General features: G+C 35.6%; 16 protein-coding genes and 1 tRNA gene. 2 read left to right on the top strand and 15 right to left on the bottom strand.

Going from position 1 to position 25,552, the window contains the following annotated elements; translation table 11 throughout:
• Window positions 1-127: 127 nt before the first annotated feature.
• The gene (locus QUH73_RS06840; protein WP_289529693.1) at window positions 128-283 is read left to right on the top strand and encodes a hypothetical protein; all 156 of its coding nucleotides are present in this window, start codon (window positions 128-130) and stop codon (window positions 281-283) included.
• Window positions 284-361: 78 nt separating this feature from the next.
• Here QUH73_RS06840 and QUH73_RS06845 read toward each other — a convergent pair.
• Window positions 362-434, bottom strand: a tRNA-Trp gene (locus tag QUH73_RS06845).
• A gap of 256 nt (window positions 435-690) precedes the next feature.
• Here QUH73_RS06845 and QUH73_RS06850 point away from each other — a divergent pair.
• Window positions 691-1,134, top strand: coding sequence for a (4Fe-4S)-binding protein (locus tag QUH73_RS06850; RefSeq protein WP_289529694.1), 444 nt, complete (start codon window positions 691-693; stop codon window positions 1,132-1,134).
• Window positions 1,135-1,167: 33 nt separating this feature from the next.
• On the opposite strand, the gene QUH73_RS06855 is transcribed toward QUH73_RS06850, so the two are convergent.
• The 14 genes from QUH73_RS06855 to QUH73_RS06920 all read right to left on the bottom strand — a co-directional run bounded on the left by QUH73_RS06855 (window position 1,168) and on the right by QUH73_RS06920 (window position 25,549).
• On the bottom strand, window positions 1,168-2,034 hold the full coding sequence (locus QUH73_RS06855; protein WP_289529695.1) for a DUF4249 domain-containing protein: 867 nt from the start codon (window positions 2,032-2,034) through the stop codon (window positions 1,168-1,170).
• A 4-nt stretch (window positions 2,035-2,038) separates the two neighbouring features.
• Entirely contained in the window at window positions 2,039-4,621 is a 2,583-nt protein-coding gene (locus QUH73_RS06860) for a TonB-dependent receptor (protein WP_289529696.1), read from the bottom strand.
• An 8-nt stretch (window positions 4,622-4,629) separates the two neighbouring features.
• Complete coding sequence (locus QUH73_RS06865; RefSeq protein WP_289529697.1) at window positions 4,630-5,580, bottom strand: FecR family protein; 951 nt, start codon at window positions 5,578-5,580, stop codon at window positions 4,630-4,632.
• Between the two features lie 144 nt (window positions 5,581-5,724).
• Window positions 5,725-6,273, bottom strand: coding sequence for an RNA polymerase sigma-70 factor (locus QUH73_RS06870; RefSeq protein ID WP_289529698.1), 549 nt, complete (start codon window positions 6,271-6,273; stop codon window positions 5,725-5,727).
• Window positions 6,274-6,416: 143 nt separating this feature from the next.
• Complete coding sequence (gene hpf, locus QUH73_RS06875; protein WP_289529699.1) at window positions 6,417-6,710, bottom strand: ribosome hibernation-promoting factor, HPF/YfiA family; 294 nt, start codon at window positions 6,708-6,710, stop codon at window positions 6,417-6,419.
• A gap of 347 nt (window positions 6,711-7,057) precedes the next feature.
• The gene (bglX, locus tag QUH73_RS06880; protein ID WP_289529700.1) at window positions 7,058-9,331 is read right to left on the bottom strand and encodes a beta-glucosidase BglX; all 2,274 of its coding nucleotides are present in this window, start codon (window positions 9,329-9,331) and stop codon (window positions 7,058-7,060) included.
• A 15-nt stretch (window positions 9,332-9,346) separates the two neighbouring features.
• Window positions 9,347-10,807 carry a glycoside hydrolase family 30 protein gene (locus QUH73_RS06885; RefSeq protein ID WP_289529701.1) on the bottom strand — a complete coding sequence of 487 codons (1,461 nt, stop codon included), beginning with the start codon at window positions 10,805-10,807 and terminating at the stop codon, window positions 9,347-9,349.
• A gap of 92 nt (window positions 10,808-10,899) precedes the next feature.
• Window positions 10,900-12,486, bottom strand: a complete 1,587-nt coding sequence (locus QUH73_RS06890; protein ID WP_289529702.1) for a RagB/SusD family nutrient uptake outer membrane protein — start codon at window positions 12,484-12,486, stop codon at window positions 10,900-10,902.
• 18 nt (window positions 12,487-12,504) lie between these two features.
• Window positions 12,505-15,540, bottom strand: coding sequence for a SusC/RagA family TonB-linked outer membrane protein (locus QUH73_RS06895; RefSeq protein ID WP_289529703.1), 3,036 nt, complete (start codon window positions 15,538-15,540; stop codon window positions 12,505-12,507).
• Window positions 15,541-15,902: 362 nt separating this feature from the next.
• On the bottom strand, window positions 15,903-17,630 hold the full coding sequence (locus QUH73_RS06900; protein ID WP_289529704.1) for a glycoside hydrolase family 9 protein: 1,728 nt from the start codon (window positions 17,628-17,630) through the stop codon (window positions 15,903-15,905).
• Window positions 17,631-17,642: 12 nt separating this feature from the next.
• Window positions 17,643-20,075 carry a GH36-type glycosyl hydrolase domain-containing protein gene (locus QUH73_RS06905; protein WP_289529705.1) on the bottom strand — a complete coding sequence of 811 codons (2,433 nt, stop codon included), beginning with the start codon at window positions 20,073-20,075 and terminating at the stop codon, window positions 17,643-17,645.
• Window positions 20,076-20,138: 63 nt separating this feature from the next.
• Window positions 20,139-21,743, bottom strand: a complete 1,605-nt coding sequence (locus tag QUH73_RS06910) for an MFS transporter (protein ID WP_289529706.1) — start codon at window positions 21,741-21,743, stop codon at window positions 20,139-20,141.
• A 9-nt stretch (window positions 21,744-21,752) separates the two neighbouring features.
• Window positions 21,753-22,493: an NUDIX hydrolase gene (locus tag QUH73_RS06915; protein ID WP_289529707.1), complete on the bottom strand. Its 741-nt coding sequence runs from the start codon at window positions 22,491-22,493 to the stop codon at window positions 21,753-21,755.
• A 659-nt stretch (window positions 22,494-23,152) separates the two neighbouring features.
• Window positions 23,153-25,549 (bottom strand): response regulator, encoded by a 2,397-nt coding sequence (locus QUH73_RS06920; RefSeq protein WP_289529708.1) that lies wholly within the window; start codon window positions 25,547-25,549, stop codon window positions 23,153-23,155.
• Between the last annotated feature and the right edge of the window lie 3 nt (window positions 25,550-25,552).

Below are 25,552 nucleotides of genomic sequence, written 5' to 3' on the forward strand. Positions count from 1 at the left end.
TCTTAAGATGATACAGTAAGAAAGATGAGTCAATTAATTGGTTCATCTTTTTTTTTGTCACTTTTTTTTATTACTTGCGTAGAAAATAAATAATAGTGTACACTTAGTTTTTTTAAAATTTAAAGTTATGTCGAAAACTATTAGATCAATTCAGCCCCAAAAGGAGAAGAAAAAAAGATTTCATTCAGAAAAATCAAAAAGAGAGATTCCAAACTATAAATTGAGAGAAGGAATTGTAGAGATGGATGCAAATGAAAAGTATTACTTAAAGGATAATTTATAAAAATGCAAAAAGCGATCAGAAATGGTCGCTTTTTTTATAAAACAAAAAAACCTTCCTAATTACTTAAGAAAGTTTTTGCACGGGTGGAGAGACTCGAACTCCCGACACCTGGTTTTGGAGACCAGTGCTCTACCAACTGAGCTACACCCGTCTGTAATCAGCCTTTCCAAAAATATTTTTCCGAAAAGTCTGCGACAAAAGTAGGATATTTTTTTTGATGTGCAAGTCCTTTTTTAGTCTTGATTTATTTTTTCACATATGAAACTTTCCTTTGGTTTTGCAGGGATTTCAGAATGAGATGATTGCTGTTGAAGGAGCGATTTAATTTGTCGAAAAATAATTTAATAATATTCACGAAAATGTAGTAAATTAATAGGTGAAGTAGAAAACACCAAAAATAATGAGCTATGATAAAATCGAAAAAGGAATATTCCAATGGAGTGGTTACAGTAGTGTACGAATCTGACTTATGTATTCATTCCGGTGTTTGTTCTAAAGGATTGCCAGATGTTTTTCAGCCGGGAACAAGACCTTGGGTTAAAGCAAAAGGAGCTAGTACTGAAGAGATCATTAAGCAGGTGCAAAAATGTCCGTCCAGAGCGCTATCTTTTTATATGAATAGTCCCGATCGTGAAGACGGTGAAAAAGGTCCGGTTAAAGCGATTGAAGCCGGGCACAAAGTAGAAGTATTTAAAGATGGTCCTATTATGATGGAAGGACCAATAACACTTGTTGGTTCAGATGGACAGAGGAAAGTCGTTGCGAACGCTTGCTACTTTTGTCGTTGCGGAGCATCTAAGAGTAAACCATTTTGCGATGGTTCCCATAAGGACATCGGGTTTAAAGGATAAAAAAAGAAAGAGCACCAAAGGTGCTCTTTAAATTTATTGTTCAATGTTAACTGTAATGGAATTGCGTGTGATGGAATAAACTGCAAAAAAGCCAATTGCATCATTCGAAATATTGCTTCTTATGTTGGCAGGCGGACCTGAAAACATGGGTGATTGTGTTTGGTCCATTGTTTGAAATTCATTAACAAAGTCAAAATAGTCTTCAGTCATAGCGTATGTTTCTAAAGTAATTTTGTCATTAGTATAAATTATTTCATCTGGTTTTTCCTGGTCGAAAAATCCAACGTCAACACCTTTTGAATCTCCTCCATTAAAGAAAGTATCTTCGGCTATTACAACTTCAGTTATGGTATCGTGTACCAGTATATTATTAATTTGGCAGGCAAAACCATAATAATTTTCCGTTTCGATATCATCTTGTAAATACAAGGAAAGAAGCCAATATGCTTTTCTGTCACCATCGTCATTCATGTGTCTTTTGTCGTAATTCATCTTAATTGAATCAACATCATAAGGGAATGGCATCACAGATTGAGCTTGGTATATTTCCTTTTCTCCATTCTGATCAATATCGACATTAGAGATTGATAAATAGTATGTTATGCCTGGGATTCCCGAAAATTTGCTAACGCTTTCGTAATATCCCTGGCTTGTTTCATCATAAAGATAATCGGATATGCCATCGCTGACTTTTATATTCGCTTTAGTCACAGGTATTGCTTCTTTGTTAAAGAATACATCGCTCGATTCACTTAACTTCACGAAATGCCTTTTCAAATCATTTGTGATTTTGGCTTCAACACATAGGCGGGTAGAAGTGCTGTCCAATTTTACATCCATTTTCTCGGTGCAAGAGCTTAGTATTAATATAGATGTGATAAGATATATTACTCGTTTCATTATTTTAGAATTTAAAATTATAGGTCACTGAAGGAACAAAAGTGAACAGATACGTTTTTTCTGCATAAATCTTTTTAGGATCATTTTCATCCTGAACGAAATTTACGATCCAAGGATTTTTTCTGCCGTAGGCATTGTATAAGGAAAAGTTCCATTCACCTTCCCATTTTTGATTTGGTTTTTTCTTATTCTTAACGGTTAAAGCCAAATCCATTCGATGATAATCCGGCAAACGGTAGGAATTTCTATCCGAATATATTTTTATAAATGCACCTTGATATTCTGCCCGCCCTGTCGGGAAGGTTATTGGTTTCCCTGTAGAATAGGTGAAATTAGCAGAAATGCTTGTTCTTTTTGTTAATTGATAACTTAGGGCAGCTTTAATATCATGAGGTACGTCGTAAGGTGAACGATAGGTGTTGCCTTTATTAATACCTGTAACAGTTCGTTTAGTACTTGCATAGGTATACCCAAACCATCCTTCCAGGCGATTTAAATTAAGCTGTGCCATAAATTCTAAACCGTAAGCTTCAGAGGAACCAAATCGTAATTCGCCTTCCAATTCTTTGTTTAAAAGAAGATTGGCAAAATCCTTAAAATCAACAGTGTTTTTCATTTTCTTATAGTACAGCTCCACTGATGTTTCTATTGCGTTGTCTTTGAAGTTACGGAAATATCCTATGGCATATTGATCTGATTTTTGCGGTTTAACATTAGGTGAAGAGGGAAACCAAACATCCAAAGGCATTCCTCCTGACGAATTCTGAGCAAGCTGCATGTATTGTGAGGTTCTGGAATAGCTCATTTTAATAGAAGAAACCTCATTTAAAGAATATTTTGCTCCAAGTCGTGGTTCCCAGTTAGTATATGTGTTATATATATTTCCTGATTTGTAAATTGAAGAATCAGTAACTTCATAATTGTTATTAAAATCATAAACGGTACCTTTTCCAATATTGTTAAACATTGAAAAACGTATTCCATATTTTAATGTCAATCGTTCTCCTATTTTTTGTTCGTTAGAAACAAACAGGGCTTCTTCCAACGCATTTGAATTATTAACCTTGTATTCTGATATAAAGGATTCCTCACCAATTCCGTGCGCATAACCAGGTTCAAATTTATGGTAGGTGAATATTCCTCCGAATTTAATTGTGTTGTTTGAATTTAAAAAGTAATTAAAGTCTTGTTTTACGGACAAATCTTCAAGTTTAGAATCCCACTTAAAGGCATTAGCTCCACTGCTATTAGACAATTCATAATTGTATTTGCTCCAAAGTAGAGACGTGTTTGAGAATAGTTTGTTTGAAAATAAATGATTCCACCTAAGAGTTAAGGTTTGATTTCCAAACGAAAGTTGGCTGTCGTTGTTTTTAAACTTGTCTTTCCCAAAATAGGTCGAAATAAATATTCTATTCTTACTATTAATTCGATGATTAATTTTAGCATTTAAATCGTAAAAATAAATAATATTGTCGTTTACATCTTCATTTGATGAAAGACCAAGAAATAGATCCAAATAACTTCTTCGACCACTTAAAATGAATGAGGTTTTATCATTTTTTCCAATTGGTCCTTCTAAAGTTAAGCGTGATGAAATGGTTCCTATTCCACCGCTTCCAGAGAATTTTTTAGAATTTCCATTTTTCATTCTGATATCTAAAAAAGAGGATAACCGGCCTCCTATGCTTGCAGGAATATCTCCCTTGTAGAGTTTTAAATCGCTTATGGCATCGTTATTAAAAATGGAAAAGAAACCTAAAAGATGAGAAGCATTGTAAACGGGAGCTTCATCCAAAAGAATTAAATTTTGATCTGGATTTCCTCCACGAACGCTAAATCCAGTTCCTCCTTCGGCAGCAGGTTTTACGCCGGGAAGCATTTGAATGGCTTTGATTAAATCAACTTCACCCATTAGTGCAGGAAGTTTTTTTACAGTTGAAACAGGAAGTTTTATAACACTCATTTCATTGCGCTTGATGTTTTTGGCAGCACCTTCTCCGGTTATCACAACTTCATTTATTTGCTGACTTTCATTATCTAATTCAACAGTTAAAACTTTATCTTCTTCAATTTCGATAATCGATTCTTCTGTTTTGTTGCCTAAAAAGGAATAGCTAACCGTGTATTTCCCGGAAGGGATACTGAGCGAATAAAACCCATACACATTACTAACTGTTCCACTTGCTAATTCCTTAATGTAACATGCGGCTCCAATTAAGTCTTCACCCGTTTTCTTATCACGAATATATCCACTAATGGTTACTGTTTTTTTTTGTATAGTTTTAAATGATATTTGCTTCTCAGTTATCCTGTATTTAAGTTGCAATTGAAGAGATATTTTGTCTAACAGAAGATCCAGTGCATATTCCTTTTTACCCAGATTAACTGTTTTTTGACTGAGATCACTATCTGTTGGATACGTGTAATTGTATCCGGATTGAGTCTTTATCACGTTCATCAATTCATTAAATGTATAGGAATTCTTTTCTGTTTTTATAATATTATTGATTCTATTTTGTGACAATAGATTTGTACTCCCCAGCAACATTATTATGCAGCTAAGGGTAAGAATGATGTGCTTCATTTATTAATTTACTTTAGTAGGATTATATTTTCTTTTTGTTCGGGTTCGAGATTAAGAGTGAAGCAAAGAGATTTTATTATGTTTTCCAGATTTTGATCCTCAAATACCGCAGAAAGCGAAAGTTGAGATTTTGATACATTTTGGATCTGAATAGTGGTGTTAAAGAGTTCGCTTAAATCTTTGCATATTACTTCTAACCTCTCGTTATTATATTTTAATAGTTTTACAGTAAAATCAATTTCATTAGATTCAGAATCACTTTTGAGAACCACTTTTTGATTGTTTACAAATTGCGCACAATCACCTTTCAGTAATCTGGTTTTATTTTTCGGATTTCCTTTTTCCATAAACTCCACAATTCCAGTCCGAACTTTTATCGTTGTTCTGTCAATTTCTTCTTTTATTCTAAATGATGTACCAACAACCATTGTTCGGGTTTGCCCAGATAAGATAACAAAAGGTTTTTCTTTGTTTTTGGCAACATTAAAAAAAGCTTCTCCCCTTAAGGTAATCAGTCTTTCACTCTTCGAAAAATGATCTGGATATTCAATTCTGGATCCTTCTGCAAGAATAATGGATGTACCATCAGGAAGTACCAAAGTTTTTTCAGTTTGTTCCATGTTCGAAACAATTAAGTTTGAATTTTCAGGAGCAATAAAAAGATATCCGAACAAACTGGTTGAAATAAAAGTGGCTATAAGAGCAGCATACCGAAGTGTTCTTTTTAGATATTGTGATTTCCTTTTTGATTTTTTTGCTAATAAATTTTGAAATCCTGCTTCTGAATCGAATTCGATTTTTGCAGATCTGGATTTTTTCGCATCCCAATATATCTTTAGCTCATTAAGATACTTCTGATTATCAGGATTTTTATCCAGCCAAATTTCTAGTTTTTGCTTTGTTTTTTCGTCATATTTTTCATTTAAATAATCGGTTAATACTTCGGTGTTTACCTTCATGGCGCATGATATTATTGGCATTCGAAACAAAAAAATTGCAATTTCAATTGTCTGAGTTTCTACAAAATGTAGGGTGTTTTGTTTAAACTCTATTGGTAAGACAATGATTATGCATTTTACCCCTAGTTGAAAAGTGATTTTTTTTTATTTTTTTTCGAGAAAGAAAAAATAGATTAGGAAATCGGACTTGCTTAATTGAGTTCTCAATTTTTTAATTGCGGAATTCATATGGTTTTCAATGGTCTTTTTCGAGATATTCAGTTCAATTGATATTTCATTATAAGACATTTGAAAATTACGACGAAGTAAGAAAATCTCTTTGCATTTGGGAGGGAGTGAATTGATCGCTTTTTCAATTTTTTTGTTTAAAGCTGTCAAGTCTTTTTCGCGGTTTAATTCATAAGGGGAGTCAATAGGATCTTCAATTTCTTCAATTGGAATAATCGACTGCTTGTAACTTTTTCTCATATGGTCAAAGCAGGAATTTTTAACAGCTTGGTATAGGTAAGACGATATGGAAGTGTTAATATCTGGAGATTTATCCCATATTTTCAGGAAAACATCTTGTACAAGGTCTTCACATAAATCATGGTCAGGAAGTAAGGAGTATGCAAAATTGCACAATGGAGAATAAAACTCTTTGAATGTTTTTTCAAAATCAAGATTCGTTTTTGTTTTAGAAAGCGCAAGCATAATATCTCCGTTTTAAAAATCAAAAATAGAAAAATAATTCTGTATTAAAGATTTTTTATGTTTTTGGGATGGGCTTTTGATGAGGGGATGAGTCTGGGGAAGAGGAAAAAGAAAACCCTCTGCATTAGCAGAGGGTTGGTATTTTATTTGCTGGATTTTACTTCTTTGTATTTTAATATTTGGGTTCGTAATGCTTCTGAAACCAAGTCGGCAGCTTCTTCAAACGAGGTGCTTTTCTTTTTTGCAAAAAGCTCACTTCCCGGAACTTTAATCTTCACTTCAACTACTTTATTGTCTTTTGTACTTGATTTGTCAACATTAAGTATTATATCGTAACCAGTAATTGTACTTTCCAACTTTTCAAGTTTCTTAAATTTTTGGTTAATGAAAGCTTCTAGTTTGCTATCTGCCTTAAAACCTACGGATTGCATTTTCATGTTCATCACAATTCCTCCTATATTTTAATATGCAACTTTATTGCACAAGTTAATATTCTGTTAAATATAAACCGGTTTTTGTTATTCGCGCGTTAATGGCTTTTAAAGCCATAAATGATTAATCTTTCTAGATTGAAAATACGCAAAAAAACTAAAGAAAAGAAATGCAAAAGCTGAATTTAAATGTCTTTAACAATTTTAATTTCACAATAGCTTAAGGATAAGGTGTATAATTTTTATTGAAAATTAAACTTTTAAAATTTGATTGTTTCAATTTACCAAAAGGGGGTTGTTTTTTACAGAAAAAGGCAAAAAACAAGATTGTTTTCTGCCTTTTAAAAAATCAACTAATCTATAAGTGTAAAATTAACTTGACGAACTTCCTGAGAATTTCCTCCAACATAAATGTGATACTCTCCTGATTCTATCAGGAATTCTCCTTCTGGGGAATAGTATCCCAAGTCTTCAGATTTTAATGTGAATGATACCTGTATGTTTTCGTCTGGTTTTAGATTGATTTTTTTGAATCGTTTTAATTCTTTAACCGGACGGGCATAGGTTGCTTTAGGATCTTGAATGTATAGTTGAACAATTTCTTCACCTTCATATTTTCCTGTATTAGCAAGTGAGATTTTTATCTTAATGGATTCATTCTTTTTTATCTCATTTGAATTTATTGTTGCTTCCCCATAGGCAAAAGATGTGTAGCTTAAACCATATCCGAATGGATATAATGGTGTATTTGGTGCATCGGTATAGTGTGACCAAAACACATTATTCGTTGAAGTGGGTCTGCCTGTGTTCATGTGATTGTAGTAAATCGGACATTGACCTACATTTCTTGGGAAAGACATGGTTAATTTACCTGATGGATTGTAATCTCCAAAAAGAACATCTGCAATTGCATTTCCTGCTTCGGAACCACTAAACCATGTTTCCAGAATAGCATTTGCATTTTCAGCTATTTCGGGAATGGCAAGAGGCCGGCCATTCATTAATACGACAACAATGTTCTTGTTTACTTTTTTAACGGCATTAAATAAATCCTGTTGCTGTCCTTTTAAACGAATGTCTGTTTGACTTCTGCCTTCACCGGATTGCCAACAGTCCTCTCCAAGAGCCATAATCACGACTTCTGAATTCTGCGCCGCTTTTATTGCATCCTGAAATCCCGATTTGTCATTTTTCTCATAAGAGAGTTCCTGAAGAAAACTTCTATCTCCAATGGTCAGATTACAGCCTTTACTGTAGTTTATTTTCGTTTTTGCAGACACGGCTGATTGAATTCCTTCCAGTAGGGATACAGCCGAGTTTTTAATAGCTTTTGCTCTCCAACTTCCCAGAGGGATATCCTTACTGTCGGCCAACGAGCCAATAAGGGCAATCGACTTTATTTTTTTGGATAAAGGAAGTAACTGAGCCTTGTTTTTAAGAAGTACCATTGAGTGACGGGCTACTTTTCGGGCAGCAGCCCTATTTTCTATGCTGTAGATTTCTTTTTTCTCACGTTCAATATTAGAGTATTGATATGGATCATTGAACAAGCCTAGTTTGTACTTAATTTTTAAAATGCGTTTAACTGCATCATCAATCAATTTTTCATCTACTTTGCCTTCATCTACCAATTCTTTAAGATATTTGCTGTAGGCATTGGATTCCATATCCATATCCGAACCTGCTTTAATTGCAAGCAGGCCAGCCTCTTTTAGATTTTCGGCAGCTCCGTGATTCGAGATTTCTTCAATGCTTCCCCAGTCGGAAACAACAAATCCTTTAAAATTCCATTTGTTTTTTAGTAAGTTGCGTTGCAGATATGGGTTTGCTGTAGAGGGCGTTCCATTTATAATATTGAATGAATTCATGAACGTAGAAACACCAGCTTCAGCTACCGCTTTAAAGGGTGGTAAAACAATATTGTGAAGTGTATAGGATCCAATATCAACAGTATTGTAGTCTCTTCCGGATTCTGAAAATGCATAGCCTGCAAAGTGTTTTGCACAAGCGGCAATGGTATTGTTTGCCGATAAATCATCTCCTTGAAATCCGTTAATACGAGCTACAGATAAAACACTTGCTAAATAAGGATCTTCTCCGCAACCTTCCATTATTCTTCCCCAACGTGCATCTCTACCCACATCCATCATGGGAGCAAAGGTCCACTGTAAGCCGGCAGCAGAAGCTTCTTTCGCAGCAACTTGTGCTGATAGTTTAACAATTTCAGAATCCCAGGATGAGGCTTCAGCTAAAGGAATTGGAAACATGGTTTGATAACCGTGAATTACATCGTAACCAAAAATCATAGGAATGCCTAAACGGCTGTTTTCAACGGCTAATTTTTGAGCTTTACGAGTTGCATCTGCTCCTGTAACATTTAGCATGGATCCAACTTCACCATTCTTTATTTGTTCCAGTTGATCCTGAGAGTCATTATTTTTTGGAGCAGGTCCTGTCATTTCCCATCGGCTTGTATGTTGGTTTAATTGTCCTATTTTCTCAGAAAGAGTCATTTTGCCGAGAAGTTCAGATACAAATTCATCTTCTTTAGATAGTGTGTATTTCTCTTGATTACAGGATGAAAGTACAAGTAATGAGATGATGATTAGATTTACTTTTTTAATCATTATTGTAGTATTTTATTAAAATATAATGGTTTGTATGGCTCTTGCCGGAATTTTAATTGATGTTGCAATATTGGCTCCAATATATAATTTGTAGCTCATAGTCTTTTCTGTACTGTTCATCACAATTGTTGCCATTTTACCATCTTCGTTAATAAATGACGTACTTTGAAGAAAGCTGGTACTTGTGACAGTACTTACCCTTTTTGCTCCCGGGCGGATATATTTTGAGAAATGTCCCAAATAGTAATACGATGGGGTGTAAATTAAGCTGTCTGTTCTAGTATCTGCATGAATAGGGGAGAAACATAAATTCCCAACATGATTTGGGCCTCCTGTTTCATCCAATAGAATATTCCAGTCCGTCCAGCCAACGGTTCCACGATTAAAGTCATTAATCATTGAACGACCATATCGCTCTGCATTTGGCCAATACTGATATTTTAAAGAATCGAATGCTTCGTTGCAACCTTCGGTAAATAGTAATTTTTTATCCGGATAGGCTTCTTGTATTTTCTGTAAGTTGTCGAACATTGGTTCTCCGCCTCTCCAGGTTTCATACCAATGAAAACCGGTTCCCCATGCATATTTTGCTGCTTCAGGATCATCGAAAATGGTATTTGCCCTGTGTGTGATTAAATCTCTGTTGTGATCCCAAACTACAATATTTTTATTACCAAGTCCTTCTTGTTCTAATATTGGACCTAAATGGTTTTTCAGGAAATCTCTTTCTTCTTCTGCAGTGTAAATGCAAGATTCCCAACGTTGAACTGCCATGGGCTCATTTTGGATTGTTATTCCCCATACCGGAATTCCTTCCTTCTCGTATGTTTTTATGAATTTTGCGTAGTATCTGGCCCAGGTATCGTAATATTCAGGAAGTAATTTACCACCCTGAAGCATGTTTTTATTGTCTTTCATGAATGCGGGAGGACTCCAGGGACTCGCATAAAATAAAATGGAACCTCCGGCTTTTGCAATTGCTTGTTTAATCATTGGCAAACGATATTGTCTGTCGTGTTCAATTGAGAAGGTTTCTAAGTTTTTGTCTCCTTCTTCAATATATGTGAAGCTGCCACTACTAAAATCGCAGCTGTGAATAGACGTACGAATTAAGGAATAAGCATTTCCTTCTTTGCCATAGTAGGCAGTAATCAGTTTTTTTTGTTTTTCTTCTGAAAGTTTTGCAAATACTTCTGCAGATGCATCGGTAATAGCTCCACCTATTCCGATAAATGTTTGAAATGTATTGTTTGGGTTTACAAAAATTGAGTTTTCAGTTTCTTTTGCTTGTTCTGTTCGTTCAAATTTAAATTGTCCGGTTTGGCTTAATTTAAGATCTGTATCCTTGGCTGTTGTAATTACAGTTGCCGTTTTTCCTTCAGCAATAAACCCTTTAGTAAAGTTGTTTTTCTCGTTCTTATTTGGCTGCGAGCATGCAGTTAAGGCAATTGCTATAACGGGGATAAATCTTTTCATAGTCTTTTTTCTATATTCTTATGAATTAGTAAAAGACTACCCTAAAAATAAGGGTAGTCTTTTCTATGATTCAAATTTGATATAATAATATATTAATATCCAGGGTTTTGATCAGCCTGACTTAGTTTATTGTTAAGATCTATTTCGATTTGTGGGATTGGAAGTACTTCGTTCTTTCCAGCTGTAAATTTTGGACCTAATTCGGAAGTGTCACCCCATCGAACACAGTCGAAAAAACGATGTCCTTCAAAAGCTAGTTCAAGTCTTCTTTCGTCTTTAATATTTTGCAAACTAACAGAAGATAAGTTAGGTAAGTTTGCTCTGGTTCTAACTTTATTAATTTCTATTAAGGCTTTACCAGCTTGACTGCTTTCAAGGTAAGCTTCAGCAGCCATCAATAATACATCAGCATAACGGATTACCTTAACTGGAAATTGCCAGTTTGTTTCAAAAGCTGGCTTACCGGTTTCGAGAGTGTCACAGGTATATTTCAAGCGAAGATATCCTTCATAATCATCCCAGTTGAAAGTTCCAGGACTCTTATAGTCGTCGTTGTCGTCTGTATAAATGGCTGCAGCTTCGGGGGAGTTAATATATCCACCTGCGGCACTGAAATCTGCTCCAGACATTACAGACGCTGCGCTTCTAACATCACCATTCGCGGCAGATGCATCGAATAGTTCACCAATTTCTTTAGTAGGAACATTCATACCCCATCCGTTAATATACTCTTTTCCAAGTGCTATGTCAAGATTATTGAACGACCAATCTCCCCTAATTCCCATTAAAATAGTCATATAATTAGATTCACCTGTACCATCCCAAGTATCCCAATTGTTACCTGATTCACTAGAATAAAGAATTTCAAACACAACTTCCTTACCGGCTTTAGCAACTCCGTCATATATTTCTCCATAATTATCTTCCAAATCGTATTCTTCGCTTGAGATTACGGCAGCAAAATTAGTTGCTGCTTCAGCATATTTTTTCTGGAATAGCTGTGCTTTGCCTAAAAGAGCCTGGGCAGCACCTTTCGAAGCTCTAAATTTGTACGCATCACTATAAGTACTTTTTAGTGGGAGTGAGGCTACAGCAGCAGTAAGATCTAATTCAATTTGTGCATAAATCGCTTCAACTGAACTTTTAGCTACATGATTGTCTGCTTCTGTTTTTGGATTTTCTAATCGTAATGGTATTGAACCAAATAGGGTTACTAATTCGAAGTAGTTGTATGCTCTAACAAATTTTGCTTCGGCAATTATAGTTTCTGCACTTGCTAGTTCTGTAGGTACATTATCAATAATGTTATTGGCCATGTTAATAGCCTTGTAATACCCCTTCCATACGTTTTTTACAACAGCATTGTCTGCTCTCTGATTGTAATCATCAATTTCCTGGAATTTTTGCTGATCGGTAGCGCTACCACCTCCGGCATTGGAATCATCTGATAAAAGAACACGTGTAAGAAAAACACTACACCAATCTTCCTGGTTGTTGTTATTCACCTGCATGCGATCGTAAAGACCGATTAATGCATCAAATGCTTCTTTTTCGGTAGTTAAATATTCTTCACTTGCCAATTTACCCGTTGGCTCTAGTTCTAAAAAATCGGAACTGCACCCCCAATAGGTAAAAAGGCTAAACAGAACGATTGCTATTTTATATATTCTATTTTTCATTTTATTTTTTTTAATAGATTAAAGGCCTACAGAAAATCCAAACATTACTTTCTTGATAGAAGGATATACTCCTCTGTCAATTCCTTGTGAGTCATTACGATCTGTACCTGCTTCAGGATCTAATCCCGGATACTTCGTAAATGTAAAGAAGTCGTCTAATGATACGAATGTTCTTAACTTCGACAGGTGGAGTTTATTTAGGTATTTTTTTGGAATGTTATAGCCTAATTGAATCTGTTTTATTCTTATATAAGAAGCATCTTTTACCATTAAATCGCTACGGTATAAATCATCGCTGCTGTTGTCTGGTTTAGGCATAGAGGCAATGTCGCCGGCTTGTGTCCACCTATCAGTAAAGAAATACGCCGGTTTGTTAGAATAGGGACGGTCATTTCTGAACCAAGCCATGTAGTTTTCATTTCCGGATGTACCTTGCATGAATACAGCAAAATCGAATCCTTTATAGGCTAAATTAAGATTTGCACCAAAGATTAAATCCGGATGGGGACTGCCAATATTAGTCATGTCATCAGAAGTTATTTCTCCATCACCATTTACATCAACAATGTTTATTGAACCGTTAGTAGGATTTATACCATTGGTTTTATATCCTTTGTAGTACCAGATTGGTTCTCCTTGCTCAAACCATGTTAATTTTGTACTTCTAACTTCAGCTCCGGGAACTGGGGTGTTGCGAGTTAAGCTGGTAACTTCATTTTTAACTGTTGCTAAATTTAAGTTGATACTGAATTCCAGTCCATCAAAATTATCTTTGTAGCCCAATTCAAAATCGAATCCTTTGTTAGAAACATTACCTCCGTTTATCATCGGATTTGCGTTGTTTCCAACAGAAGGAGCAGTTTCACCGGTAACAATCAGATCTTTAGTTGTTTTTTCGTAATAGTCAGCGGCGAAAGTCAGTTTACTATTGAAAGCTCTCACTTCTGCACCAATATTTGTTTGTTCTGATTTTTCCCATCGAAGATCTGTGTTTACCGCTTTTTCTACGCGAGTACCTCCAGTAAAGAGTCCTCCTGTAGGATTAGGATATCTCAGGCCTGATTGCCAAAACTCTCGGTCTTCGAAACCAGGGGTGTTTGCAACACTACCATTTTGTCCCCAACTGGCTCTTAATTTTAAATAATTGATAACATCTGATTTCCAAAAATCTTCCTCAGATGCTAACCATCCTATTGAAATGGAAGGGAACGTATCCCATTTATTACCTTCAGCCAAGTTGGAATGACCATCATATCTTAAAGTAGCTTCAGCCATGTACTTCCCAGCATAGTTATATGATACTCTCCCGAAATAAGAGTTTTTAGTATTTTCTTCAATTTTTCCTCCAGTTCTGTCTTGGGTATCGTCTAAGGTATAATCATGATAGGCATAATTAGAGCCTTCTTTTACCATTGGTCCTGATTTTAAATAATAGTTAGGGTGAACGTATTTTTCAGCCGCTGTACCTGCAAGAAAAGTAAAATCATGATCTCCAAAAGTAGTGTTGTATGAAGCAAAATTCTCCCACAACCAAGTATAATATTTGTCAATATTATCTTCTACATTGGTTGTTTCATTTTTTTGCTCGGTTGAGAAATTATAAATAGGAGCCCATCTGTTTTGAGTGTTGTAGGCTAAGTCTAAACCAATACGAGAGGTAATGGTCAAACCTTTTACAGGTTTTAAGCTTGCAAAAGCCATTCCTAAAACTTTGTCGACAGTAAATTTATTGTTACTCATTTCAATAAATGCAGCAGGATTCTGAATTTCACCAGTTACATATTTTGATTTTCCGTAAGCTTTTCCACTTGGAGAAACCCAACCGGCATTGTTCGAGTCAAAAACAGGAGATAAAGGATCAGCCAAAAGAACGTTGTTCATAATTCCTCTGTACTCATCATCTTCTGAAATGGTTCTTCTGGTTTGATGTGAATAACTCATATTTACACCAACATCCAACCATTCTTTCATTTCACTTTTTAAGTTGATACGAGTTGTGAATCGTTCAAAATTTGCATTGCTGCCTCCTATAGCTCCGTCTTGATCAATATAAGATCCGGAAAGCATGTAAGATGTTTTATCCGATCCACCTGCAAAACTTAAATAATGCTTCTGAATGGAAGCATTTTCTGAAACTTCATCAATCCAGTTTGTATCAACTCCTGAGTCATCGTTAATTGAATTTCCGGCCTCTGTTTGGAATTGCATGTATTCCTGAGCATTCATCATTTCAGCTTTGGTTGAAATCGACTGAATTCCATAGGAAAAATTGTAGTTAATTTCATTCTTTTTTCCTTTACCAGATTTGGTAGTAATAATTAGTACTCCATTGGCTCCTTCGTTTCCGTAAATTGCTGCTGATGCTGCATCTTTAAGGATTTCAACTGATGCTATATCAGCGGGTTCAATATTGTCAATAGCACCTGTTTTCATGCCGTCAACGATGTATAATGGAGATGAGTTTCCATTTGAACCAACACCACGAATACGAATTTTAACACCAGCACCTGGAGCTCCGGAAGTTGGTAAAATTGATACTCCTGCTGATTTCCCCTGAAGTGCTTGTTCCAATAGTCCTGTTGATGTTTTTTCAATATCTTCACCTTTAATAGAAGATATTGCTGCTGTAACAACACTCTTTTTTTGAACACCATAGCCAATGACTACAACTTCGTCTACACTTAATGCATCTACAGCCAGAACAACATTAATTGTTGTTTGATCGCCAACCAAAACTTCCTGTGTTGTGTATCCAATGAAACTGTATACAATAACGTTTTCGGAACTTGCAGAAATAGAATAACTTCCGTCGATATCGGAAACTGTTCCGATAGTTGTTGCCTTTAAGGAAATATTAACACCAGGTATACCAAAACCGGAGGAGTCAGTTATTTTACCGGTAATTTCTGTGTTAGAACTTTGACCAAATATGATGGCTACATTGCAAAATACCATCAGTAGTAACATGGATGACTTTAAAAGCCATCTAAGGTTGTTTAGCTTCCCTGTTTTAAGGCAATGTGTGGGAGCATTAAAATTCTCAGATTTTTTCATAAAATTAAATTGATTCATTAGCGTATTATGGTTATAATTTATTTCCCAAAAGGAGAGGACCAACACATCCTAATGGGTTTTTGATATAAATTTTTTTTAATCTTTGTTTTTTTTCATATGTGTGTTTTTTAGAGTTTAAATTTATATAGCTATTGAAAATAAGATTTACATCGTTTTCGATATTCCCAAAGAGAAAATAAGAGTATTGTCTTTTGTGAATAGTTATTTTATTATTGTTTATCAGAGAATTAGTGCTCTTCTAGTTCCCATTTTTTTCATAAATTTGCGCCGATTCATTAGCGTATTAATAAAATGAATTATTTGTCGGAAGGAGAGGACCAACTAATCTTTCCGGCATTTTTTTATTCTTCATTAGTGCCTTTTCCATAAGCATCGATTCCTGAGGTTAAATAAACAAGAGGAGCATTCCAGTTAATGGCAATTTCATTAGTCGAATAACTGCATTGCTCATCAGTATAGGATTTAGCAGGGTATTTGGATCTGATAACATCAGAACCACAATCGTTGGGAACAATTAAATTGGGACCGCCAACCAAAAAGCCAGGCACAGGTTCTAGAACAGAATCGGCAGCTGAAGGTCGGTGGTGAATATTCATTGGGCTCAAAGAACCAAACCCTGTTACAAAGCAATAAGCAGTTGCATTTCGGCCAAGCAAATAGTCTAAACTCTCTCTTGCTGAGTTCAGGTATTTGGAATTCTTTGTTATTTGGTATGCAAGTAATTTCATCATTCCCTGATTGGCAAATTCTGAATTACTTCCCCATTCATATTTCTCAATGGCGATTCTATATGGTGAATTGTTTTCAATCTCAATTAGTTGATCGATATTCTTTAAAAAAACATCTTTCAATTCGGTGTATTCACCCTTCATATCAGAAGTTAGTAATGAAATTATGCCTAAGGTATTTACATCCCTCCATCCTGGAGTTGTAATATTATTTTTTTTATGATGTTTATTATACTTATTGTTGGATGTTGCCAGATATAATTCGGCAGATGCCCAGTACCATTCATCGCTTAAATTAGTATCATCATAAGCTCCGGTGTTAATATCGGATGCCTGTTCATATAGGGTATTTGGATTTTTAATGGCCCATGTCCATGCTTTTTCTGACTGAATTAAACAAGAATCAGCCAAACCAGGCAAGCTCGAACTAAAATCAGCAAAAAGCCGGGAAGCATAAGCCATTGTTGCAGCAAAATCCAATGTTGCAGCCGTACTTTTTTGAACCAAATATCTTTTATTGGTAGCTTCATGTGGCATTACAAAATCTTCAAAATTTTTAGTGGTTAGCTTGTGATAAACGCCACCATCAAAAGTATCCTGCATTGTCATCATCCATCGTAAATTGTACAATGCTTCGTCCAAAATATCAGGAATTTCGTTATTTGATTCCGGGATGTTCAGGTTTACTTTATTGAAATAATCCGCAAAGGAATTATAAGCAAATAGTAAGGTGTAGGTTGAAATACTGCTGTTAACGATGTATTTGTTGTAATCCCCGGCATCGTACCATCCTTTTGGTGATGATGTAATACTATTTTCAGGATGATTTTTATCTGCAGCAGAAGAGTGATAATATACAATTGTATCGGGATGACCTTCCGCGCGAGCCCAAATCCCTCCATACAAACTGTCAATTTTCATTCCTGAACGATTCATATAGAAAGACTTAAGCGAAGCTTTTGCAAGTTTCGCATAAGGTCTTTCTGTTATGATGATTTTATTTGAGATGATGCTGTCATTTACTACAATATAATACTCACCCTTATCTGTTAAGTCTGAAAAGTCAATAGTTTGAACCGTATCGCCAGAAAATGAGCAATATTGTTTCGAACCATTCGTTTTTTCAAATATGGTTTTACCATTACTGTTTTTAATTTGAAACAGATCGGCACTTGTTCTGATCATTGCTTTTTTAGGAGCATTGTTCTCATATCCAACTTGATTGGTAAGTATGAGCTGTTCGTTTGCCGGAACAGGCTCATCCAATTTTTGGGCACAAGCGAATGCTGTAAACAGAACAGAAAGCAGGTATGCGTATATTTTATAGTTCTTGATCTTCATCTCTATGTATTGTTATCCGATAATAACCGTTACTTTGTGAGCTCCTGATTTTAAAATTGGAATCATGTTGCCATTCACTGATGCTCCATCAATTTCCATTGATTTTACTCCTTTGTTTTTCCCATCAGGATTCAAGATCTTAATTTCATAACTTACTCCACGAAATTGACGGGTTATGGTGTATTCTTTCCATTCTTTAGGAATACAAGGATCAATCCGTAATCCATCGTAATCTGGTTGAATACCTAAAATGTATTGAGAGATGGCGTAGAAATTCCACGATGCAGTTCCAGTCAGCCAGCTGTTTTTTCCTTCGCCTGGTTTAAATGCATCTTTTCCGGCTACCATTTGGCAGTACACGTAAGGTTCAACTTTGTGTAATTCACTGATTTCTTCTAGGTACGACGGACAGATTTTACGAAAATAGTCCCAAGCCTGATCTCCTCTTCCTAATATTGCTTCTCCAATAATTATCCATGGATTATTGTGGCAGAAAATACCTGCGTTTTCTTTATATCCGGCAGGATAAGTTGATATTTCACCATATTCAATTTTATATTCGGTGAAGGCCGGATTGTTCAAGACAATTCCAAAAGGAGTATCCAAACGTTCCTTAACACTGTTAAGTGCTTTTTCCATTAAGCCTTCTTCCCGGCCAATTTCAGCCATGGTGCACCAACCTTGCGATTCAATGAAAATTTTGCCTTCTTCGTTTTCTTCTGATCCCACTTTTTTACCGTAGTAATCATATGCTCTCAAGAACCATTCACCATCCCAGGCATGATCCTTAATTGTTTGAGTCATTGCCTCAACATACTTGGTGGCTTTGTCGGCCTCTTCGGTATTGCCAATTCGATCGCATAGTTTAATGAATTCTTTTCCATACACTACGAATAATCCAGCAATCATAACCGATTCGGCAGTTCGTCCTTTTTTATTTCCTGTTGTTTGGAACGACTCGTTCGGATTTGTTGAGAAACAGTTCAAATTCAGACAATCATTCCAATCGGCACGACCGATTAAAGGCAGTTGATGAGGCCCTAAATTATTGATAACGTGATTGAATGATACTTTTAAGTGATGGAATAAGGACTGTGCTTTCGACTCATCATTATCGAAAGGAACCATTTCATCCAGAATACTGAAATCACCTGTTTCTTTGATGTAACAGGTTACAGATAAGATTAACCATAGCGGATCATCATTAAAATCGCCGCCTAAGGCATGATTCCCCATTTTTGTTAATGGTTGGTATTGGTGATAACATCCGCCATCCTCAAATTGAGTGGCTGCTATATCTAAAATTCGTTGTCTTGCTTCGGCAGGTATCTGGTGAACGAAACCAATGATGTCCTGATTGGAATCACGGAATCCCATGCCACGACCAATTCCACTTTCGAAGAAACTTGCGCTTCTCGACATGTTAAAGGTGACCATGCATTGGTATTGATTCCAGATGCTAACCATTCTGTTCAGCTCGGTTTCTTTACTTTCCAAATTGAATTTATCCAGTAGTTTCGACCAATAGCTTTCTAAATCTGCGAAAGCAGCATTTACTTTCTCTGTAGTATCAAATTGAGCCATCATTGCTTTGGCTTTCGCCTTATTGATGATTCCTTTCGAGCTCCATTTTTCTTCATCTTTGTTCTCTACGTATCCTAAAATGAAAACAAATTCTTTTTCTTCGCCTGGCTGTAATTCAACTTCGATGTAATGCGATGCAACTGGCGACCATCCGTGAGCAACGCTGTTTCCAGCCTTGCCATTTTCAATTGCCTGTGGTTTGTCGAATCCATTGTGCATACCAATAAAGCTTTCGCGATCGGTATCAAAACCGTTAATTTCAGAATTTACTGAAAAGAATGCGTAATGATTTCTACGTTCCTTGTATTCTGTTTTGTGATAAAGAGCAGAACCTTCTACTTCCACTTCACCTGTTGACAGGTTGCGTTGAAAGTTGGTCATGTCATCTTCAGCATTCCACAAACACCATTCAGCAAACGAGAATAGTTTTACTTTTTTTGTTTTGTTTGTTTCATTTTTAAGTTTCAAAAGGTGCACTTCTCCCATGTAGTCAAGTGGGATGAAGCAAAGTAAATTTGAAGTAAGTCCATTTTTACTACTTAAAAAACGGGTATAACTAAGACCGTGACGGCACTCATATTGGTCCAGCTCTGTTTGAGTTGGTTTAAAGCCTGGGTTCCATGTGCACTCCTCATCTTTTATATAGTAATAACGCCCGCCCATGTCTACAGGTACGTTATTGTAACGATATCTCGTTAATCTTCGAAATTTCGCGTCTTTATAAAAAGTATATCCTCCCGCTGTGTTTGATATTAACCCAAAAAAATCTTTATTTCCAAGGTAATTAATCCAAGGGAACGGAGTTTTCGGTGAGGTAATAACATACTCCTTGTTGGCATCATCAAAGAAACCGTACTTCATAATACTAATATTAAATTGTTTACTCTTTTAGGTTTTGTTGTCACCTAATTATACTTATATATTCTAATTTTTTTCTCTTGTTCTTCTGTCTGTAAGTTCAAGAGTTATTTCGTTCATTTTGGTTTGATTCAATGGATATATTGTCATGAAAATTGCACCTAAAATGGCAATGATCGCGGGTACCCAACTCATCAACATTGTAATTCCTGGAATTGCTCCCTGAATGGCAGAATAATCTTGTCCGTTGTAATGAAAAGCAGCCAAAATAAAACCGATTATTGCACCCGCTATACCACCACCAAATTTGGTAGCAAACGAACCTGCGGAATAAATTAATCCGGTAGCGCGTCGGCCATTTTTAAATTCGGAATAATCGGCAGCATCCCCAAGCATGGCAAAGAATAAAGTTGGGAATATCGCAGCGGCAAATTCAGAAATAATACCTAAGGCAAAAATTGCGCTTATATCGCCTGGACCACAAAATATAATGGATGCATTTACTACACCCGAGAAAATAAAGGCGTAGATGAATAGCTTTTTCTTGCCTAACTTTTTGCTTAAAGGAGCTGTAATCATAGCTCCGCCAATTGACGCAAACATGAGGGCTACCATAAAAGAAGCAGCTAAAATCTGATTGTGTAAATAATGAGTGAAATAAATTACTACGATTCCCTGCTTAATTGAATTGTAGATGCTGAATAGTAATCCGATTGTTAATAGGACTACCCAAGGTTTGTTGCGGATCAAATCTTTTAAATCTCTCCAAAGATCGCTTTGCTGTTCTTTGGGGGGTTGAACTCTTTCTTTCGTAGTCCAGAAAGTGATAAACATGAAAAGGACTAAAAAAGCTGACATTACATAAATGGAATAACTATATCCACTTTTCTGATCGATTACAACTATTTTTTTATTGCTTAGATTTTGTTCCCCTGAAACAATAAATGAATAAGCTTTGTTTGCTTTCATAGAAAAACTCTTTCCTGTTGTAGGAGTATCTGAAGCTGTTCTATCATCTTCCCAAATGAAGTTGGCAATACCATCTTTTGTCTTAATATTTACATTTTCTACATCGGAAGGAGCCGAGACAGTTACCTGAAATCTATCGGAAGCCAACTCGTTTACGCTAATCGTTGGATTGATATTTCCAAAATGTGCAACCAAATAGAGTAAAGCTCCTTGTACGAGCATTCCGCCGGCAAAAGCACCCACCATTCTGTACGATCCAATACTTGTTCTCTCTTTGTCGTCACCTGTCATTACCGCCATTAATGCGCCGTAAGGAATGTTGTTGGCGGTATAAACCAATGTGAAAATGATGTACGTTGTATAGGCATATATTATCTTACCTGTAGAACCAAGATTTGGCGCTGTGAAAAGAAGGGATAGAATTACACCTAGAGGAATAGCGGTAAACAGAATCCAAGGTCGGAATTTGCCATACTTGGTATTTGTGCGGTCACCGGCAACTCCCATTAATACATCACTAATTCCATCAGAAAAACGGGCAATCAGCATTAGCAAACCAACAGCCGCAGGATCTATACCAAAAACATCAGTGTAGAATATGAATAGAAAAGTAGCAACACCTCTCCATGCTATATTTGCAGCACCATCACCAAGAGCGTAACCCAATTTTTCTTTAAAGGATATTTTAGTTGAATCTGACATTTTTCTTTTTTAGACTGTGAAATCAAACAATTCTTTTTTCGTTTTTTCATAAACTTCTCTGCTGAAAACATACAGACGGGCAGGTTTATGAGAAACTCCTGTTTGTTTTTCATCTGTAGGAATTAGATATTTCATGCGAGCAATTTTTTTTCTGAAATTTCTCTTATCCAACTCAGTGCTTAATATCACCTCGTATATGTTTTGCAGTTGTGTCAGACTAAATTTTTCAGGAAGTAATTCAAAGCCTATTGGTTCTTGTTTAATTTTATTTCGTAATGCAATTAAAGCTTCCTCCAGAATTTGATTGTGATCGAATGCTAGTTCTCCTACCTCTGATACCGAAACCCATTTTACGTTTCTGCCTTTCCACTCTAAAGTGATATTTTGTGTTGCCAGAAGAGCAAAATATCCGATTGATACAATTCTTTTATCAGGATCTCTGCCATCATGAAGCAGCCATTTTCTGTCGTTCTCTTTTTTTAATCTGTCGGGATGTGCAAATGTTTTGAATTGATCAAGGAATACATTTTTCAGACCTGTTAAGTCAAATAAAACACGATAAGCTGCCTGCTCAATGGTTTCGTCTTCATAGATGTGATTTCCTGTTAAGGTTAAATCTGTAAACTCAGGCTGGCCGGTAGAATTATCAATAAGTGTTCTATCTACAAGTAGTACCTGTAGTTCTTGTCCATTGTATCCGAATATTACGCAATCGACAGATATATAATTGTTAAGTGGTCTTCTTAGCATCTTTCTGGTTGGGGTTTATATCTTTCTTTTTTAATTAAGTGTAAAATCAACACTAACTATGTTTGACGCTAATGTAAATCCTTTTTTAGAAAAATCAAAAAATGATTTATACCTTTTTCGAAATCGTATGCGGGACAGGTTGTATAAAGTACACTAAGTTGGTCTGTTTTTCGGCCTTTTGGGATGTTGATTCTCTTTTATTAGAAAATGTTATTTGTAATGATTATAAATAAATTCGATTTAAAATTGTGGAGGAAGGAATCGAAACGGAGGATCATGCATATTCAATTACTATGCATTAGGATGAAGTTGATAAGGTGTAGTAGAACCGTAAATGGAAAATTCATGATTAAATTTTCCATTTAATAAAACCTTTTTTCAAAGTAGATTTTCGATGTGTTTTTAGTCTGCCATGTAAAAGCAGCAAAGGCTATTCATTTGAAAAGCCTTTGCTGAGATGTACTATCTTTTTTTTGAAATTTTATTGAGAATATCTTCATATTCTTTGAATCGATGTTCGCGAACAGGTCTTATTTTTGGTTCTGTTGAAAAATAAAGTAATAAACAAGGAGTAATGTTTTTGTATTTCTCAACGTATTCGTAACGTATCAATTCATTGTTATTAATCCGTTGTTTAATCTTGTTATGATAGGGATACATTATTTGGCTGAAGTTAGCTGGTTAATTTTGTTGAAACATTTATTGATTGCATCCAACAGTGTTTTTTTTCCTACCGGTTTTGAAAGGTAGAGATCACAACCAATTGATAATATTTTCTCCCGATCGCCAGACATTGCATATGCTGTTTGTGCAATAACCGGAAGTTCCGGTTTTATATTTTTTATTTGTTTTGTCGCCTCATATCCATTCATTACAGGCATATTGATATCCATTAACAGCAAATCAACTTTTTCAATCGTTTTGCAATAATCGACTGCCTCCCTGCCATTTTTAGCCCGAATACATTTGGCACCTTCTCTGCCAAGTATTTCTATTAAGTATGAATAACTTGAAGCGTCATCTTCGGCAATAAGAATCGTTTTTCCTTTCAGACTAAGTTTTTGCTGATTAGTGCCATTGGTATGGATTTGTTTTGCATCGTCCACATAATCGGGAATCGTAAAAAAGAAGGAAGCACCTTTCTCTATTTCAGATTCAACCCATATTTCACCACCCAATAAATTGATTAAACGTTTGCATATGGTTAATCCCAAGCCGGTTCCGCCATATATTCTGGTTTTAGATTCATCGACCTGTCTAAATACTTCGAAAATTAATTCTTGTTTATCAGGTGGAATACCAATTCCAGAATCAGTAACATAAAATTTCAGCATTGGAATTTGATTTTGAATAGATTCATGGCAGCCAAATTCAACGCTTCCCGAATGTGTAAATTTTAATGCATTTTTTAACAGGTTAAGTAAAACCTGTTTGATTCTATTTTGATCTGAATTTAAAATCGGATCTATGTTTCCAAAGTCAGCATGCATTTTTAGTTCTATCTCTTCTTTACCCAAAATTAGTTGCTCATTTTTAATGATGAACTGCACTTCATCTAACATGGATTGGATTGAAAATGGTTCATTCTCAATTCTGATATCGCCTGTTTCTATTAAAGAGATATCAAAAAGATCTTCAATAAGAGCTAATAAATTATTACCACTCTTGTTTATTATGTCATTAAAATTGAGAATATCTTCCATGTTTGAATTTTCATTAATAAGTTCCGAAAATCCGATTACAGCATTCAAGGGAGTTCTTAATTCATGCGACATACTTGCTAAAAAGGTCGATTTTATCCGGTCACTTTTTTCAGCATTTTCCTTGGCTGTAATTAAAGCTTCGGTAAGATTTTTTCTTTGTGTAATGTCTTCAATCATGGCCAAATGACAAGATTTTCCTTCTGTCTCAAAATCAACTTTTGCTACTGTTAACGTAATCCAACAGTAGGAACCGTTGGGTTGTATTAACCTTTTTTCAATGGTGTAATTTGTAATTTCGCCTGTCATTAGCGATTTCATCTGATGCAAATCTTGCTCTATGTCATCAGGATGTGTTATTGACTTCCAATCGATTTTAGATAATTGTTTTTTTGAGTACCCGGTAATCTCACAATATTTGGGGTTCACACGAAAAAATGTTCCGTCATTAGAATTTACTAAAGCTATGCCAAGTGGAGCTCCTTCAAAGATCTTTTGAAACTTTTCTTCATTTATTTCATTTGATTTTTCGGCGTTTTTTCGTTTGGTGATATCCGTAATAAAGCCTTCCAGCGATACCAGATGATCTCCATCAAATACACCACGGCCACGCTCCCAAATCCAGTGAATTTCACCATTTTTATTTCGAATGGGATATTCTGCTAAAAATGCTTCTTTACGCCCCAGAGTTTCCTGCCATTTGTTCCACAAAGACTCACGATACTCAGGAAGAATGATTTGGTTGAAGTTGATTTTCTTTTTTTCGAGAAAATCTTTAGGAGTGTAACCAGTTATTTCTTTACAACCTTCACTAAGGTATTCCATTTCCCGGTCTCTGTCGTTGGTGCAACGATATACAAAACCTGGCAGGTTATCAAGCAACGTAATCATCTTGCGTTTGCTTTCTTCTAATTCTTCTATTTTTTGTTTTATGTCGAGACCTAACTCCGCGTTTTCCTTTCTTAGTTTATCTTCCGCATTTTTTATTCGTAGCATAACATTCAATTGTGCTATTAACTCTTCTTCCTCAATTGGTTTGGAAAGGAATGCATCTGCTCCTATTTCTAATCCTTTAATCCTGCTTTTTTTATCGCCGCGCATGGCTGTAATCAGAATTATGGGAATGTGTTTGGTTTTTGCTTCTTGTTTTAATTTCTCACAGGTTTCAAACCCATCCATTCCAGGCATAATAATATCTAAAAGAATGGTGTCGGGTTGTTCTTTTATTGCCATTTCTATTCCTTCTGAACCCGATAGGCAAGTTATAATTGTACAGTTCGGATAGTACCTTTTAAGTATTGCCCGATAAACCACCAAATTATCGTTATTGTCGTCAATTGCTAGAATTTTTCTCATAGT

Source organism: Labilibaculum sp. K2S (assembly GCF_030372765.1).
Lineage (GTDB): Bacteria > Bacteroidota > Bacteroidia > Bacteroidales > Marinifilaceae > Labilibaculum.